The sequence below is a fragment of the Martinezella rhizogenes genome, assembly GCF_007002745.1.
Lineage (GTDB): Bacteria > Pseudomonadota > Alphaproteobacteria > Rhizobiales > Rhizobiaceae > Agrobacterium > Agrobacterium cucumeris.
Window position 1 is genome coordinate 221840 of record NZ_SGNY01000008.1, and the last position, 16829, is coordinate 238668.

Annotated in this window: 15 protein-coding genes; 4 read left to right on the forward strand and 11 right to left on the reverse strand. The window is 60.9% G+C overall.

Annotation, left to right across the window (positions count from 1 at the left end):
- The first annotated feature begins 482 nt into the window (after nucleotides 1–482).
- Nucleotides 483–2294, forward strand: coding sequence for an IlvD/Edd family dehydratase (locus EXN68_RS21505; RefSeq protein ID WP_142842774.1), 1812 nt, complete (start codon nucleotides 483–485; stop codon nucleotides 2292–2294).
- 165 nt (nucleotides 2295–2459) lie between these two features.
- Here EXN68_RS21505 and EXN68_RS21510 read toward each other — a convergent pair whose 3' ends face one another.
- The 10 genes from EXN68_RS21510 to EXN68_RS21555 all read right to left on the reverse strand — a co-directional run bounded on the left by EXN68_RS21510 (nucleotide 2460) and on the right by EXN68_RS21555 (nucleotide 10187).
- Nucleotides 2460–2669, reverse strand: a complete 210-nt coding sequence (locus EXN68_RS21510; RefSeq protein ID WP_404944528.1) for a hypothetical protein — start codon at nucleotides 2667–2669, stop codon at nucleotides 2460–2462.
- Between the two features lie 56 nt (nucleotides 2670–2725).
- Nucleotides 2726–3130, reverse strand: coding sequence for a VOC family protein (locus EXN68_RS21515; RefSeq protein ID WP_142842776.1), 405 nt, complete (start codon nucleotides 3128–3130; stop codon nucleotides 2726–2728).
- Nucleotides 3131–3144: 14 nt separating this feature from the next.
- Nucleotides 3145–3630, reverse strand: a complete 486-nt coding sequence (locus tag EXN68_RS21520) for a helix-turn-helix domain-containing protein (protein ID WP_110759922.1) — start codon at nucleotides 3628–3630, stop codon at nucleotides 3145–3147.
- A 66-nt stretch (nucleotides 3631–3696) separates the two neighbouring features.
- Complete coding sequence (locus tag EXN68_RS27480) at nucleotides 3697–3885, reverse strand: hypothetical protein (RefSeq protein ID WP_046800845.1); 189 nt, start codon at nucleotides 3883–3885, stop codon at nucleotides 3697–3699.
- A 164-nt stretch (nucleotides 3886–4049) separates the two neighbouring features.
- Nucleotides 4050–5168 carry a pyridoxal-phosphate-dependent aminotransferase family protein gene (locus EXN68_RS21530; protein WP_142842777.1) on the reverse strand — a complete coding sequence of 373 codons (1119 nt, stop codon included), beginning with the start codon at nucleotides 5166–5168 and terminating at the stop codon, nucleotides 4050–4052.
- 3 nt (nucleotides 5169–5171) lie between these two features.
- Nucleotides 5172–5957 carry an ABC transporter ATP-binding protein gene (locus EXN68_RS21535; RefSeq protein WP_142842778.1) on the reverse strand — a complete coding sequence of 262 codons (786 nt, stop codon included), beginning with the start codon at nucleotides 5955–5957 and terminating at the stop codon, nucleotides 5172–5174.
- A complete protein-coding gene (locus EXN68_RS21540; RefSeq protein WP_142842779.1) occupies nucleotides 5954–6757 on the reverse strand; it encodes an ABC transporter ATP-binding protein in 804 nt (267 codons plus the stop codon). The genes EXN68_RS21535 and EXN68_RS21540 overlap by 4 nt, the downstream gene beginning before the upstream one ends.
- On the reverse strand, nucleotides 6754–7584 hold the full coding sequence (locus EXN68_RS21545) for an ABC transporter permease (protein WP_142842780.1): 831 nt from the start codon (nucleotides 7582–7584) through the stop codon (nucleotides 6754–6756). Before EXN68_RS21545 ends, EXN68_RS21540 begins: the two co-directional genes overlap by 4 nt.
- Nucleotides 7581–8570, reverse strand: a complete 990-nt coding sequence (locus tag EXN68_RS21550) for an ABC transporter permease (protein WP_142842781.1) — start codon at nucleotides 8568–8570, stop codon at nucleotides 7581–7583. Before EXN68_RS21550 ends, EXN68_RS21545 begins: the two co-directional genes overlap by 4 nt.
- A gap of 9 nt (nucleotides 8571–8579) precedes the next feature.
- Complete coding sequence (locus tag EXN68_RS21555; protein WP_161991433.1) at nucleotides 8580–10187, reverse strand: ABC transporter substrate-binding protein; 1608 nt, start codon at nucleotides 10185–10187, stop codon at nucleotides 8580–8582.
- On the opposite strand from EXN68_RS21555, the gene EXN68_RS27485 reads away from it, so the two are divergent.
- The 3 genes from EXN68_RS27485 (at nucleotide 10186) to EXN68_RS21565 (ending at nucleotide 14506) form a co-directional block, all read left to right on the forward strand.
- Entirely contained in the window at nucleotides 10186–10410 is a 225-nt protein-coding gene (locus tag EXN68_RS27485; protein WP_161991434.1) for a hypothetical protein, read from the forward strand. The genes EXN68_RS21555 and EXN68_RS27485 overlap by 2 nt on opposite strands.
- A 153-nt stretch (nucleotides 10411–10563) precedes the next feature.
- Nucleotides 10564–13338, forward strand: a complete 2775-nt coding sequence (locus EXN68_RS21560; RefSeq protein WP_142842783.1) for a DNA translocase FtsK — start codon at nucleotides 10564–10566, stop codon at nucleotides 13336–13338.
- A 91-nt stretch (nucleotides 13339–13429) separates the two neighbouring features.
- The gene (locus EXN68_RS21565; RefSeq protein ID WP_142842784.1) at nucleotides 13430–14506 is read left to right on the forward strand and encodes an Ldh family oxidoreductase; all 1077 of its coding nucleotides are present in this window, start codon (nucleotides 13430–13432) and stop codon (nucleotides 14504–14506) included.
- Between the two features lie 18 nt (nucleotides 14507–14524).
- On the opposite strand, the gene EXN68_RS21570 is transcribed toward EXN68_RS21565, so the two are convergent.
- The gene (locus EXN68_RS21570; protein ID WP_142842785.1) at nucleotides 14525–16519 is read right to left on the reverse strand and encodes a putative bifunctional diguanylate cyclase/phosphodiesterase; all 1995 of its coding nucleotides are present in this window, start codon (nucleotides 16517–16519) and stop codon (nucleotides 14525–14527) included.
- Nucleotides 16520–16829 lie beyond the last annotated feature (310 nt).

Below are 16829 nucleotides of genomic sequence, written 5' to 3' on the forward strand. Positions count from 1 at the left end.
TATGAGCATATAGTAATACTCTTGAAAAGCGGTTTTTTAGACCTTCTGCAAATTGCGCGATGTCAGTTCGATCGGAATTTTACCTTAAAATCCAATGAATCAATGACTTGTAGATATTTCTCGTGTCTTTTTTCTCTGTGAAAACATACCGGAAACGGGCTTCGATGCGGCTTGACAGGCTAAGATGACATCTAATAGTAATACAAATAAGTAGATTGGCTTGATGCGGAGTGCGGCGCGAGAGACTAGCCGCCATCCGACAGGGCAGGGAGGGAGAGACCGTTGCAGATAGCCGGTATCATCGTAAGCACCGAAAAATGTTCGGCTAAAGCCGAAGAACGGTGCCGATCCACTCGTCTGGACCGGCTCTGTCGGTTATGCGTGAACTCCGAAAGCTGATTCCATTTTCCTTGCGCACAACATAAGCTTGTCGCATTTCGTAATATTTTACCGTTGGCCACTTCCGGCTGGAGACCTGCATCATGACCAAATCCGACAATCTGCCTGCAACCCAAGGCAAGCTTCGTTCGCGCGCGTGGTTCGACAACCCCGCCAATGCGGATATGACGGCACTTTATCTCGAGCGTTACATGAACTTCGGTCTGAGCCAGGCCGAGCTTCAGTCCGATCGCCCGATCATCGGCATTGCCCAGACTGGCTCGGATCTTTCGCCCTGCAACCGTCACCATCTGGAACTGGCAAACCGCCTGCGTGAAGGCATCCGCGAAGCCGGCGGCATCGCGATCGAATTTCCGGTTCATCCGATCCAGGAAACCGGCAAACGCCCGACGGCCGGCCTCGACCGCAACCTGGCTTACCTCGGCCTCGTGGAAGTGCTTTATGGCTATCCGCTTGATGGCGTTGTGCTAACCATCGGCTGTGACAAGACCACGCCTGCCTGTCTTATGGCGGCGGCCACCGTCAACATTCCGGCCATCGCCCTTTCCGTCGGCCCCATGCTGAACGGCTGGTTCCGTGGTGAACGCACCGGCTCCGGCACCATCGTCTGGAAGGCACGCGAATTGCTGGCCAAGGGTGAGATCGACTATCAGGGCTTCGTCAAGCTCGTCGCCTCGTCGGCGCCGTCCACCGGTTATTGCAACACCATGGGCACGGCAACGACCATGAACTCGCTTGCCGAAGCGCTCGGCATGCAGCTTCCCGGCTCCGCCGCCATCCCGGCCCCTTACCGTGACCGTCAGGAAGTTTCCTACCTCACCGGCCTGCGCATCGTTGAAATGGTCAAGGAAGACCTGAAGCCATCAGACATCATGACCAAGGATGCCTTCATCAACGCCATCCGCGTCAATTCCGCCATCGGCGGCTCCACCAACGCGCCGATCCACCTCAACGGCCTTGCCCGCCATGTCGGCGTCGAGCTGACGGTGGATGACTGGCAGACCTATGGTGAAGACGTGCCGCTGCTCGTCAACCTGCAGCCGGCCGGTGAATATCTCGGCGAGGATTATTATCATGCCGGCGGCGTGCCAGCAGTCGTCAACCAGCTGATGACCCAGGGACTGATCATGGAAGACGCCATGACCGTCAACGGCAAGACCATCGGCGACAATTGCCGTGGCGCGATCATTGAAGACGAGAAAGTCATCCGCCCCTATGAGCAGCCGCTCAAGGAGCGCGCCGGCTTCCGCGTTCTGCGCGGTAACCTGTTCTCCTCCGCCATCATGAAGACCAGCGTGATCTCGGAAGAATTCCGCAATCGTTATCTGTCCAACCCTGATGATCCGGAAGCCTTCGAAGGCCGCGCCGTGGTGTTCGATGGTCCGGAAGATTACCATCACCGCATCGACGATCCGTCGCTCGGCATCGACGCCAGCACCGTGCTCTTCATGCGCGGTGCAGGCCCGATCGGTTATCCGGGTGCAGCGGAAGTGGTGAACATGCGCGCACCGGATTATCTTCTGAAGCAAGGCGTCAGTTCGCTGCCCTGCATCGGCGACGGCCGTCAGTCCGGCACGTCGGGCAGCCCGTCCATCCTCAACGCTTCCCCGGAAGCGGCGGCCGGCGGCGGTCTTGCCATTCTGCAGACCGGCGACCGCGTCCGCATCGATGTGGGTCGCGGCAAGGCGGATATCCTGATTTCAGGTGAAGAACTGGCCAAGCGTTACGAGGCGCTGTCAGCCGAAGGCGGTTACAAGTTCCCGGACCACCAGACGCCATGGCAGGAAATCCAGCGCGGCATCGTCAGCCAGATGGAAACCGGCGCGGTTCTGGAACCGGCGGTCAAGTATCAGCGCATCGCCCAGACCAAGGGCCTGCCGCGCGACAACCACTAAAGGCAAGGCCATTTCGGCCGGCCGCTTTTAAAAATCAGCTAAAAATCAGCCCCGGGGTGCCGCCCCGGGGCTGAAATATTTTCGGACATTCGATAAGTGTCGCTCTTCAAAACCGCCGCTATCTTCCGGGCATGTGGCGTGTACAGCGCCTCGTCGCCTGCCTGCCTATTCCTTCGAATGGGAGAGCGGTTTTCCCAGATAAGGCAGGAAGAACATGTACAGCCCGCTGAAGACAAGCAAGGTCAGCGGAAGAAGCGGGGCATAAACGATCACCGGTGGTGTCGGGCCGAAAGCCATCGAAGCGAAGTTCGCCAGAATGGTGACGGTCAGCAGAATGCCCAGCCACCGATGGCTCTGCCTTATCCATTTTCGCAAGATCAAAGTCGCCCCCGAGAAAAAGCATCCATGATGGAATGTGACACACGGTTGCCTCAACGGGCCTGAACGAGCTTCCAGCCATTGCCGGAAGGGTCGCGGAAACTCGCATCCACTGATCCATAGCGGGAAATCGGTTCCTGGGTAAATTCGACGCCGCGTTTGTGCATGGCGTCAAAGGCCTTCTGACAATCTTCGACCACCAGAACCAAAGGCGGCATGGCGCCCTTGGCCACGGCTTCGTTCAGATCCTGCGCTGTCGCCTCGTTAACGGTCGGGGCCTGTGGCCGAAACAGGCCGAGCTGGAAATCCGGCTGGTCCGGATGCTGCACGGTCAACCAGCGATAATCGCCGTTGCGTGCGTCCGTATGCACACGAAATCCAAGTTTTTCGACATAAAATTGCAGCGCCTCGTCCTGGTCATGAACGTAAAGCCCGACGACTTGAACACCATTTTTCATGAGCTATCTCCCTTTCACTCACCGTGCCTACCGCCTTTCGCCTGTCGGCGCTTCTCCGAAACTGCGATTGTGAGATGGGGGCGGTGGGCGGCGCTGACGAAGCAATGGGGAACCTGCTCGAGATCGGCAGGGGAAAGCCGCATCTGTCGCCGCACTTCGCTCGGGTTCTCCCCGGTTACATCGCGGAAGACGCGGCCAAATGTGCCGATGCTGTTCCAGCCGGTCTGCAAGGCGATGTCGATGACTGGAAGGTCGGTGTCGCGCAAAAGCGCCACGGCGCGCTCCACCCGGCGGGTCAGCAGATAGCGGTGAGGGGGTATGCCGAAGGCATCGCGAAACGATCTTGCAAAATGCGCCTGCGAGGCGCCGCTGACTTTTGCAAGGCGTGAGACGGGCCATGCCTCATGCGGTGCCGCGTCCATATGATCCCTGGCGCGCAACAGGCGGCGCAGGAGCAACAAGTCTCTGTTTGCAGAGTTCTTTTCATTTCCAGACGGCATGTGGCAATCATTGAATGAACCTGCCGTCCTTGGCAAGGTTCATGCCGGCGAGCCGTTGCGGATGATCTAGATCACCGGATAAAGCGACCAGAAGAACAGTTCATATTCCTGGTCACGGTCGTCATCATGCTGTTCGTCGTCCGGTCTGCGCGGCGTCTTGTCCTGAAACTCGGTCTCCACCCGCTCATTGACGACGGGCATTCTTCGGCCGATGCCAAAGAGGTCAAAGGAGAGCATGTTGAACCCTGCTACCATGGCCAGTTCCCTTCTTCACGCGAGTTAACGGTGTGTTAAGTTTCGCGCGTTGCCATGATTTCGTCAAGATTGGCCACGGAATTTGTCTACTATTTTTAACAACAATGTCGTGATTGGCGTTTCACCGGTGCCGGATTTCACGCAATGAATGTTTGTGGGTGCCCTCAAACCTCTTTCGCAGCGGCCTCGGAATAGCTCTTTTCGGCCGCTTCCAGCGCGGAATCGGTATCGGTGGCATGGCCGAGGTTTTTCAGGGCACCTGAGACGGCTGCGATATTGGCTTTCACCGCCTGCGGATGCGCGCGCCGGCCGGTGTGGCTGAGCCTTATCAGCCGTTCCGCGCCGGGGCCAACGCCGGCGGAAATATCCGCGCCATGCTCTCTGGATACAGCGGCGAGAAACGCTCCGGCTTCGATAGTATCCGGCAGGATCGCCGTGGAAACGAGGGCTGAGGAATGCGCGTCTTCCACCCAGTTGGCGATGCCGAGTGCCCTGATGCCATGACGGGTGGCCGCCGCCGCCCGATCGTGCCGCACATTGGCGGCTGGCAGACCCTCCGCCTCGATCCTGTCGAGTGCGGCTTCCAACGCGTAAAATTCCAGCGGCGCCGGTGTTCCGGGCAACGCGCCACGGCCGGCATCCAGCCAGAGCTGTTTCTGGTCGAGAAGCGAGAGCATGGAGTTGCTGGGTGCTTTGTCGTGCGAAAGAAGTTCCCATGCTTTTGGGCTGACCGAAATGGCCGATATGCCTGCCGGGCCGGCCAGCGCCTTTTGCGGGCCGATGACGGCGATATCGACGCCCAGTCTGTCGACCTCGAAGGCATGGCCGCCAATCGAGGCGACGGCATCTACCAGGGTGATAACGCCTCTTTCTTGCGCCAGCGCGGCAATGGCGGGCAGGGGGTTGAGAATGCCGCTTGCCGATTCCGCATGCACGATGGCGAGAAGATCGAAACCCGGCCCGTCATCCAGCGCGCTCTCAACCTCGGCCAGCGTCACCGGCTTTGCCGGGCTGGCCGTCAGGTTGCGCACCGTTGCGCCGCCGCGTTCCAGCCAGCCGCCGAACCATGCGCCATAGGGGCTGGTGACGATGTTGAGCGCTCTCAGCCCCGGCCGCGCAAGGCTTGTCGCCGCCGCCTCCAGCGCCAGCACGGCTTCCGCCTGTATCAGCAGCACGTCGTTTTTTGTGCCCATCAGGGCCGCAAGCCGGTCGGCCAGCACGGCGTAACGCTCGGCGGGGAAAGCGGGCGGGTCGAGAAGCAATGCATAATCCGGGGCGGGCATGTCTTATCCTTGCATGGTGGTGATGAGTCGCGGCGCGGCGTCAATCAGGCTTCTGGCGGTCGAGGATTGCGGCGCGGAAATGATCGCTCCGGTCCCGCCGATTTCAACGATCCGACCCGCCTCCATGATCGCGACACGGTGGCAGACGGCGCGGATGACGGCGAGATCGTGGGAAACGAAAATACAGGAAATTGCCGTTTCCCGCTGGATTTCCACCAGCAGTTCAAGAATCTGCCGGCGAACCGAAACATCGAGCGCCGAGACCGCTTCGTCCATAATGAGAAGCGACGGCTTGAGGGCAATGGCGCGGGCGATCGCCACACGCTGTCTCTGCCCGCCCGAAAGTTCGAAGACGGAGCGACCGGCATAGGCGGCGGGCAGGCCGACACGCTCGAGAAGGCGGCGTATCTCCGCCGGGCGGTCGCGCCTCTGAACGATGCGGTGAATGCGCAGCGGCTCGCCTATGGCGTCCTCGACGGTGGCGCGTGGGTTGAAGGCGCCATGCGTATCCTGAAACACCATCTGCATCTGCTGCCGGGCGGTGCGCAATGCACTGCCGCCAAGCGCGAGCCAGTTGCGGTTTTCGAAACGGACCGTGCCTTCGTCGGCGGGGATCAGCCGCATCAGGATGCGCGCCAGTGTCGATTTCCCGCAGCCGGAGGAGCCGGCAAGGCCCAGCGTCTCGCCGCGCTTGAGCGAAAACGAGATATCGGAGAGCGCCGTCACCGTTCTTGCGCCGGTGCGGTAGGTCTTGGAAAGGCCGTCCACGCTCAGAAGGGTTTCATTCATGGCACGGCCTCGCTGACGAGCGGCGGGGTCGAAAGATCGAGGTAATCGGCAAGCAGCGCCCGGGTATAGGCATGCGCGGGCGCGGAAAGCACCCGGCGGGCTGGGCCGTGTTCCACCAGCTCGCCGGCGCTTAAAACAGCGATGTCGTCGGCAAGGCTGGAGGCAAGGCCGATATCATGGGTGATGAAGACAAGCGTTCTTTCTTCCTCGCGCACGAGATCATCGAGAAGGGTGGCGATGGCTGCCTGGGTCACCGTGTCGAGCGCGCTCGTTGCCTCGTCGGCAATCAGGATCGAAGGGCGCGCCGCAATGGCGGCGGCAATCGCCACACGTTGCCTCTGCCCGCCGGAAAGCTGGTGCGGATAGGCGGAGAGCAGATGGGAGGGATGCGGCAGCCGCACTTTTTCCAGAAGATCGCGGGCAAGATCGCGCGCCGCTTTCCATGAGAGGCCGAGATGCCGCACAGCGCCTTCCGCCACCTGTTCGCCAATGGTCAGAACCGGGTTCAGCGTCGCGCCGGTATCCTGAAAGATCGTGCCGATATCGCGCCCCGGCATCGGCCTGCCGGTGAAAAGGCCGCTGTCACGGCTCCAGGAAATATCGCCCGAGACCCGTGCGGCCTGCGGCAGAAGCCCGGCGATTGCCTTGCCGAGCGTGGATTTGCCCGAGCCGCTTTCGCCGATGATCGCCAGTCGCTGCCCCTGCCGTATCGTCAGGGAAACCTTGCGCAGCGCCGGTGCATCGGCCGCGGCGTAGCGGACGCTGAGATCGTCGATCCGGCAAAGGGCGTTGCCGCTCATGGCGCCTGCCTCCTCGTCGCCATTGCCCGGTTGATGCCTTCTCCGAAAAGATAGACACCGAGCACGGTCACCAGCAGGCCGATGCCGGGGATAACGGACAGGAACGCCGCCGAGCGGAGCACGTTGCGCCCTTCCGCGATCATCGAGCCCCAGGTGACGATATTGGGATCGCCAAGCCCGAGGAAGGAGAGCGCCGCCTCGGTGAGGATGGCGGCGGCAACGATGATGGCGGCGAGCGCCAGAACCGGCGGCAGGGCATTGGGCAATATCTGCCGGAAGGCGATTTCCAGTGGATGCATGCCGATGGCGCGGGCGGATTGCACATAGTCACGCTCGCGGATGCTCAGCACCTGCGCCCGAATCAACCGTGCCGGATCCGCCCACGCGCCGAGCGCAATGGCCAGAATGACTGTTGGCATCGAGGGGCCGATGGTGCTGACGAAGGCAAGCGCCAGCAGGAAATTCGGCACGATCTGGAAGGCATCGGTGACGCGCATCAGCGCCTCATCCACAAGGCCGCCGGCAAAACCGGCAATCGTGCCGATGACGGTGCCGAAAACAAGCGCTGCGGCGGCCGCACCCATGCCGACGAGCAGGGAGGCCTGCGCGCCATGGGCAAGTTCGGCCAGCACATTGCGGCCCAGCCGGTCGGTGCCAAGCGGCAGGGCCGCATCTGTAAAGGGCGCAATCAGCGGCTCGCCGACGATCGCCAGCGGATCGCCGGGGAACAGGAGGGGAGCGGAGAGCGCAATTACCGCCAGCAATGTCAGGATGACGGTGCCCGTCACCCCTTCGAAATTGCGCAGGAGCCGGAGAACGAAACTCATGCCGCACTCTCCCCGCTGCCGATGCGCGGATCGAGAATGGAATAGAAAATGTCGACGGCGAGATTGACGAGGATGACGAAGACGGCGCTGGTGAGGATGATGCCCATCAGAAGCGGCGTATCGCGACCGCTGACGGCCTCCTGCGCCAGCCGGCCGAAACCCGGAATGGCAAAGACGCTTTCAATCACCACGCTGCCGCCCAGCATGGTTGCGGCCTGCAGGCCAAGCACAGTGATGAGCGGCAGCGCCGCGTTGCGGGCAACATGGCGCAGCACGATGCGCCGTCTGGAAAGCCCCTTGGACTGCGCAAACAGCACGAAATCCAGCGGCCAGACCGCCGCCATGGCGGTGCGCATGACGCGCAGGAACAGCGCCAGATAGATGAGGCCAAGGCTGGCGACCGGCAGCACGAGATGGCGGGCAATATCCAGCGCCCGTGCAAAGCCCTGTTTGCCCGATGCGATGGTTTCTATGCCTGACGTGGGCAGCCAGCGAAGCTGCACGGCAAAGACGATGGCGAGAACGAGGCCGAGCCAGAAACCGGGCGTGGCGTAAAGCGCGAGCGACAAGGCGGAGAGCACCCGGTCGGTCACCCCGCCGGGGCGCGCGCCGGCGACGATACCGAGCGCGGTGCCGACGATGAAGGCAAGAGCGGTGGCGCTGCCCATAAGGAGTAGCGTGTTCGGCAGCCGCTCGAGGATCAACCCCAGCACAGGCCGGTCAAAAGTAAGCGACCAGCCGAGATCGAGCCGCAGCACCGAACTGGCATAAAGCCAGAAGCGGGCAAGCATCGAGCCGTTGAGGCCATATTGCTCGCGCAGCGTGTCCCGCAGCCCGGCATCGCCGCCGCCGATGGAAACGAGATAGGCATCCACCGCATCGCCGGAGGCATTTTCGAGCAGGGCGAAGGTGAAGATGAGAACGATCAGCAGCACCGGAATGGCGCTGATCGCCCTTCGCCGCAGCAAAGACGTCGCACGTTTCACGGCGCGGCCTCAACTATCGACCGCGGTGTCCGCCCAGTTGGAAACCGCCCAGCGCGGATTGCTGGCGACATGTTTGACCGTATCGCGCGCCACCGTGATGAAACCCCATTCAGCGACGTTGATGAGCGGCAGATCAGCTGTAACCTGTTGCTGGAAATCCTTGTAAAGTGCTGTCCGCGCGGCCGTATCCACGGTTTCCGCCGCCTTGTCGATCAGCGTATCGAGCGCCTTGTTCTCATATCCGCCCTGATTGGAGAAACCGACGCCGGCGGGAATGCCGGAGCGCACGAGAATCGTGGTGGAGATTGCCGGATCGCCACGGAACACCGGGGGAGCAACGGCCAGATCGAAGGCATGGTCGGTATAGACCGCCTTCTGGTGTGCTGCGGCATCATTATTGACCAGCTCGGCATCAATGCCGATTTCCTGAAGCGCCTGTCGAAGATAAGAGCCGAATTGTCTGGTTTCGTTGAAATAGGGCGCGGGCAGAAGCTTCAGCGCGAAACGTTTTCCGTCGGGTCCGCGCGCATAACCGGCCTCATCCAAGAGGGCATTGGCCTTGGCGACGTCGAAATCATAGGTCTCCACATCGCCGGTATAAAATTCAGGGGCGTTTTTCGGCACGGGGCCTGTCGATGCCGTGGCATAACCGAGGAACACCTTGTCGATGACGAATTTTTTGTCGATGGCGTGGGCAATGGCCTTTCTGACCTTGAGGTCAGCCAGTTCCTTGCGGCGGTGGTTGATTTCCACCACCAGCTGATAGGTCAGCGCCTCATAACCGTCAGCGATTACCTTGATGCCCGGCTCTTTGGCGATGCGGGCAAGATCGGCGAGCGGCACGGCGGAGAAGGCGGCCAGCTGGATTTCTTCGGCTTCCAGCGCCGAGGCTGCCCCCGCACGGTCGGGCAAGACGCGATAGATGATTTCTTCGAGCTGCGGCTGGTCTTTGCCCCAGTAATTCGGGTTGCGGGTCAGGCGGTAATATTCGCCGGGTTTGTATTCGGCAAAAACGAAGGGACCGGTGCCGACCGGTTTGGTATTGGCCGGATTGGTGGCGATATCGGTGCCTTCATAGAGATGTTTCGGCACGACGCTGGTGACGACAGGCAAAGCATTGCGGATGAGCTGGAACGGTGTGGGCTTGGAAAAACGGAAGACGGCCGTGTGGTCGTCAGGCGTTTCCACCTTGTCCAGATTGGCGAAAACCAGCCGGCCGAGGTTTTGCAATGGTTTCCACACCGAAAGCGCCGAAAAGGCCACATCCGCCGAGGTGAACGGCTTGCCGTCATGCCAGGTCACGCCTTCGCGCAGCTTGAAGGTGGCGCTCAAGCCATCATCCGATCCCTGCCATTCGGTCGCAAGCCGCGGCTCCAGCCCGTCCTTGCCATTAAAGGAGGCTTCCGCCAGCGGCTCGACGATCTTGCTGGCGATATAAAACACGCCATTGGAGGCGACGATGGCCGGGTTGAGGTTTTTCGGCTCCGAATCGGCCGCGACGATCAGCCGCCCGCCGGATTTTTCCTGCGCTGCGGCAATTCCCGCCAGTCCCGTGGTTGCGGCAAGAGCAAGTGAGGTCTTGAGAAGCGAGCGGCGGGAAAGCTGGACAGGCGACATGAATTTCACTCCGGAAATGAGGGCGAGACGGGCTTTTCCGCTTGGCCCGCGGCACGCCGATCTTAAGACTGCAACCTCGGCAGTGTCCACGTTAATTCGCGGCCTTTACAGCAATGATTTTACGTTGCTGATGAGTTTGAAGAAACAATATGCCTCACCCACGCCAATCTGGTTTTCCCCCGTTGCTGCGGAATATCCCCAGCTTGCGGAAAAACCGATTTAATAAAATAAAAACAGAGTGTTGATCGTTGTTTTTGCTGTCAGCGCCTACCACGGCGGGCTTGAGGGTGAGGTGAAATCTGCCGCCGGGGCGCCGTTTGGAAAGGGGTAATTAACCTTTATTTTCTATTTCAGGGAGACCGAAATATGTACGTTTATGATGAGTGTGCACGCTGCCATGAGCTTCTCCCGATCCAGATTCCAGAATTCGTCCAATAACGCAGGGGAGGGGAGCGAAAACGCCCGTCATGCCGGCGGCAAGGCGGTTGCCGGGCAGCAGACGGCGATGAAGGCGAGTGCCGCGCCCCGGCCCAATGCCGATGTCAGCGCAGCAGACGCCATTGAAGGCCGTGCCGAAATGCCCGGCTGGCAGAATGCTTTTGTGCTTGGCCCCAATGTGCGCTTTACCCGCACGCCGGAAAGCGTCTTTAGCCGGCGCATGCCGGTCGAAACCCCGAATATTCCGGAAGAACTCCATAGTCTCGAAGAGGAAGCCGTGGCTGTCGCTGCGCCGGACACGGTGGAGCCGGAAGTGACGGTGCAGCAGGCTGTTGCATATGAGGATGCTACTGCCCTGTCGCATCAGGTCGTAAAGCCGGCGGAGCAGCGCGTGCCGCCGCAGCGCATGCCGTTCCTGCCGCAGCCGCCCGATGCGCGCGGTGCCAGGGCGCTGACCTACAAATTGCGTCTCGAGCTTGCGCGCAAGCAGGCGGAAGAAGCCGCGGCCGCCGCACAGGCGCCAACGGAGGCCGCGCAATCTGTGCCGATGGTGGAAACGCCGGTACAGACGGTATTTGCCGCCGTTCAGCCGCAGCCTGCCGTCCAGCCAGTTGCTGTGGCGCAGGCCGCCATGCCGGCTGCGTCCGTTCCGGCCTTTGCCGCCCACCTGCCGGATGAGCTGTTTTGGGAAGTCATGACGCTTGATCTGCCGGGTGCAGCGGTCGAGACCGTTCCCGCCTATCTGCGCGCCAATTTTGCAAATCCGGCTCTTGCAAATCCGACGCTGGCAAATCCTGCTTTGACGAGCCCGGCGCCGACGGCGTCCATCCCTGCCGTTGCCGTGTCGTCGGCCGCTGCCGTCGTGCTTTCAGCCGAGCCGCCGGTCGTCACCGTGCCGGGCGGCTCCGCGATCCGGCTTTACCGGGAAATCGGCGTGCGTCAGGCTGTCGTTCCGGTCGCCACGCCGGCCGCAGAACAGGAAATCGCACCGCAGCCAGTGGCGGAGGAACCCGTCTTCATCGAGCCGCAGCGGCCGATCGAGCAGGCCCAGCCGATTGAAAGCCAGCCGGTAGCAAGAGTAGCGGCAGAGCCGCGCTTCACGCCACGCGCACCCATACAGGCTTCGCAGCCGATGTTCCGCGAAGCGCCGGTCTTTGCCGAGGGAGAATATCAATATCCCTCCATCGATCTCCTGCAGGAAGCCCGCGTCCAGCAGACCACGACCATGACGCCCGAAGCGCTGGAACAGAGCGCCGGGCTTCTGGAAAGCGTGCTTGAGGATTTCGGCATCAAGGGCGAGATCATCGATGTCCGCCCCGGCCCGGTCGTGACGCTTTACGAGTTTGAACCCGCCCCCGGCGTCAAATCCTCGCGCGTCATCGGCCTGTCCGATGATATCGCACGCTCCATGTCGGCGCTCTCGGCCCGTGTCGCCGTTGTGCCCGGCCGCAATGTCATCGGCATCGAGCTGCCGAACCCGGTCCGCGAAACGGTCTATCTGCGTGAATTGATCGAAGCGAACGACTATGCCGAAACCCGCCAGAAGCTCGCGCTCTGCCTTGGCAAGACCATCGGCGGCGAGCCTGTCATTGCCGAGCTGGCGAAGATGCCGCATCTGCTCGTCGCCGGCACCACCGGTTCGGGCAAGTCGGTCGCCATCAACACCATGATCCTGTCGCTGCTCTACCGTCTGAAGCCGGAAGAATGCCGCCTGATCATGGTCGATCCGAAAATGCTTGAACTGTCGGTTTATGACGGCATTCCGCATCTGTTGACGCCGGTTGTTACCGATCCGAAAAAGGCGGTCATGGCGCTGAAATGGGCCGTGCGCGAAATGGAAGACCGTTATCGCAAGATGTCGCGTCTCGGCGTGCGCAATATCGACGGTTACAATGCAAGGGCGGCGGCTGCCCGCGCCAAGGGCGAAACGGTGTTCTGCAACGTGCAGACCGGCTTCGACCGCGCCACCGGCGAGGCGGTTTACGAGCAGGAGGAAATGGACCTTACGGCCATGCCTTACATCGTCGTCATCGTTGACGAGATGGCCGACCTGATGATGGTTGCGGGCAAGGAGATCGAAGGGGCGATCCAGCGCCTGGCGCAGATGGCGCGTGCCGCCGGCATCCACCTCATCATGGCCACGCAGCGCCCGTCGGTCGATGTCATCACCGGCACGATCAAGGCGAACTTCCCGACCCGCATCTCCTTCCAGGTAACCTCGAAAATCGACAGCCGCACCATCCTTGGCGAACAGGGCGCAGAGCATCTGCTCGGCCAGGGCGACATGCTGCACATGATGGGCGGCGGCCGCATCGCCCGTGTCCACGGCCCGTTCGTTTCGGACGAGGAAGTGGAAAAGGTCGTGGCGCATCTGAAGACCCAGGGCCGTCCGGAATATCTCGGCACCGTCACCGAAGACGCCGAGGAGGCCGATGAAGAGGCGGAAGAGGACGTGGCAGTCTTCGACAAGACGTCGATGGGCGACGACGACAGCGACGATCTCTATGAAAAGGCCGTCAAGGTGGTGATGCGCGACAAGAAGTGCTCGACTTCCTATATCCAGCGCCGCCTGTCTGTGGGTTATAACCGCGCTGCCTCGCTGGTGGAGCGCATGGAGCAGGAAGGCATTGTCGGCCCTGCAAACCATGTCGGCAAGCGCGCGATTATCGCCGGTGAGCGCGATCCCTATGATGCCATGGGCGCGGACGACTGATTGATTATTCGGGACGCGATATTCGATTGCAAAAACGCGCTCCGTGAATAGCCTGTGCGGCATGGATTCTGGAATCGGGAGGGTTCCCCGCATGTCGCACAGCAATGAAAACGTCGCCGTTCTCGCAAGGCTGGATGAGCTGGAGCGGTTCTGCCGCAGCACCTTCCTCGCAGCCGGCACGGATGACGAGACGGCCGATGCCGCAACCCGCGCCATGATGCATGGCACAAGGCTCGGCGTCGACAGCCACGGCGTGCGCCTGCTTGCCCATTACATCACCGCCCTTGAAGGCGGACGTCTCAATCGGCGGCCGCAGATCCGCCGCGTCTCCGGCTTCGGTGCGGTGGAGACCATCGATGCCGACCATGCCCATGGCGCCCGCGCCACCTATGCGGCGATGGACAATGCCATGGCGCTGGCTGAAAAATTCGGCATCGGCGCGGTGGCAATCCGCAACTCCTCGCATTTCGGCCCCGCCGGCGCCTATGCGCTGGAAGCGGCGCGGCAGGGTTACATCGGCCTTGCCTTCTGCAATTCCGACAGTTTCGTGCGCCTGCATGATGGCGCGATGCGTTTCCACGGCACCAATCCGATTGCCGTCGGTGTGCCGGCGGCGGATGACATGCCCTGGCTGCTGGACATGGCCACCAGTGCCGTGCCCTATAATCGCGTTCTGCTTTACCGCAGCCTCGAACAGCAATTGCCTGACGGTGTCGCGTCTGACGGTGATGGCGTCGACACGCAGAACCCCCATGCCGTTGAAATGCTGGCACCGCTCGGCAGCGCATTCGGCTTCAAGGGCGCGGCCTTGGCGGGCATGGTGGAGATTTTCAGCGCCGTTCTCAGCGGCATGAAGCTCAGTTTCGATATAGATCCCATGGGCGGGCCCGATTTTTCCACGCCGCGTGGCCTTGGAGCCTTTGTTCTGGCGCTGAAGCCGGAAGCCTTCCTTGAACGCGAAGTGTTCGACGAGGGCATGAAACGTTATCTCGAAGTGCTGCGCGGCTCGCCCGTGCGCGAGGACTGCAAGGTCATGGCCCCGGGCGACCGGGAATGGGCGGTGGCGGCAAGACGGGAACGGGAAGGCGCGCCTGTCGATCCCGTTACCCGCGCGGCTTTTTCCGAACTGGCGTCGAAATTCTCGATCGTGCCGCCCGCCTATCATTAAGGCAGGGCCCGCAGCCCGTCAGGCGGGGCGCAGCAGCATGTTGGGACGCGGGTAGGGGGCTTTTGCCGCCCCCAGCCTTTCGGCGACGACCGGGCGTCCGAGATAATAGCCCTGCGCATAATCGATCTCCAGCTGGCGCACCAGCCGCAGCTGCTCTTCCGTCTCCACGCCTTCGATGAGGATCTTGTGGCCGCGGTTGCGGATGAGGCGGATCATGTCCTGCAGCATCGCCCGGCCGCGCGGCGTGTTGCTGTCATGCAGGAAGGAGCGGTCGATCTTGACGGTGTCGAAATCGGTCATGCGCAGCCAGGAAAGGCCGGCAAACCCGGTTCCGAAATCATCGAGCCAGATGTTGATGCCGAGCGTTTTAAGATCGTTCAGGCAGCGCAGCACATCCGAATGCATCTCCATATCCACACCTTCGGTGATCTCGAAGGCGAGCCTGTTACCGGCGATGCCGGCCTCGACGAGGATTGCCGCAACCGAAGTGGCAAAGCCCGGGTTTTTCAGCTGCATGGGGGATACGTTGACGCTGACCACGGCCACCGGGTCCTCAGCAAGAATCTGCTTGCAGGCGGTCTTGATCGTCCAGAGGCCGAGTTCCATGATCGTACCGGTGCGCTCGGCAATCGGAATGAAGATGCCCGGTGAAACGGCACTGCCATCGAGCAGGCGAAGCCGCATCAGCGCTTCGACGCCTGGCGTTTCATTGGTCGAGACGTTGAGGATCGGCTGGTAGACGAGGGAAATGAGGTTTTCCGCAATGGCGATCTTCAGGAGAGCGGCGATGTTTTCCGTCTCGTCGCTGGTTTGCGGATCGTCCGGATCGAACAGCTTCATGCAGTTGCGGCCATTGCCCTTGGCGATGTAGAGCGCCCGGTCGGCCTCGTTGATGATTTTCTCCAGCTTGCCATCCGGATTGGGGCGGGTGAAGGACGCGCCGATGCTAACGGTGACGACGAAGGTGCCATCCCGGCGCTGGTCGTGGGCAAGCGCCAGGTCCTCGACGGTGTGGCGGATCGTTTCGGCCAGCTCGCCCACCTGCTGCTTGGATTTGAACGGCACGAGAACGATGAATTCCTCACCGCCATAACGGCCGATGGAAGCGCCATGTCCGGCGATCGCATCCTGCAGCGCATTGCCGACTGTCACCAGGCACTTGTCGCCTTCCTGGTGGCCATAGCGGTCATTGTATTTCTTGAAGAAGTCGACATCGATGAGGAGAACGGCAAAGCCCTCCTCCTTCTTGCTCCAATTGTCCCACAGCAGGCGCAACTGATGGTCGATGGCGCGACGGTTCTGCAGGCCCGTGAGCGAATCCGTATTGGAAAGCCGCAGCAGCGCCTGGCCGCGTTCATCTGCCGCCTTCTGCTGGGCCTTGGCCTCCAGCGCGTTGAGAAAGACGTGATAGCGCTCCCGGTTCAGGTTCCAGTTCACATAGGAGGTGAAGACGAAGCAGGAAATGTAGAACGTACCGAAAGCCACCTTGTAGAACACATCTTCGGGAAACTGCGTCACCGCCAGAAAATAGGTGACGAGGATGATGCCTGACGACACGAGCGACAGATGGAAGCGGAAGGTGAAGAACAGGTTGGCGCCCATCATGAAGATCGCCCCGAAAACCATGTAATAGGACATGTTTTCGAGGTTGTCGGTCAAAAGCGAAGGCAGCAGCCAGCCAATATAGCCCATGACGAGCGCAGTGGCGCAGGTGAGGTCGAGCGCTGCGGTGCTGGCGCCCCGGCGCAGCTGGATCTCCAGCGTCAGCAGTGATGAGATGACCACCAGCAGGCGGGCGATGATGGCGTAAAACGCGACGTCGGGGATTAGAATAATGTCGGTGACGGCAAATAGCAGATAGATGAAAACGGCCGTCCACAGGCCCTGTCTGATCGAACCACGGCGGCTACGCTCACCTTCCTGCTGGTAAAGGGCAAGAAGTTCATCAGAAAACCGGGAGTCCGGCCGCCGATAGTCTTGCTGTCCACTCACCTCTCCCAACCTGTGCCTCATGCACTTTCCCATAGTGTTGCGTATACTTTTTAAGTAACTGCTTATTCCACTTTTCCGTGTGCTCATGCACACGGTGCGGGTTCCTTTCCATCTCTTTCGATATGTGTGCAGAACCGGGAAAGGAAGAACGCATCATACGGCCGCAACATTAAGTTTCACTAAATTGCGTATCCGTTTTCTCCTCCGCCCACGAGTGTGACCAAAAAAATACGCTAATGTAGAAATCTATCCCTACACCGCTCAAAATTTGAAAGCGAGTGGCGTTCCGTCTTCCAGAAACGTATAGTTAACAATGTGTTAATACTGGAGG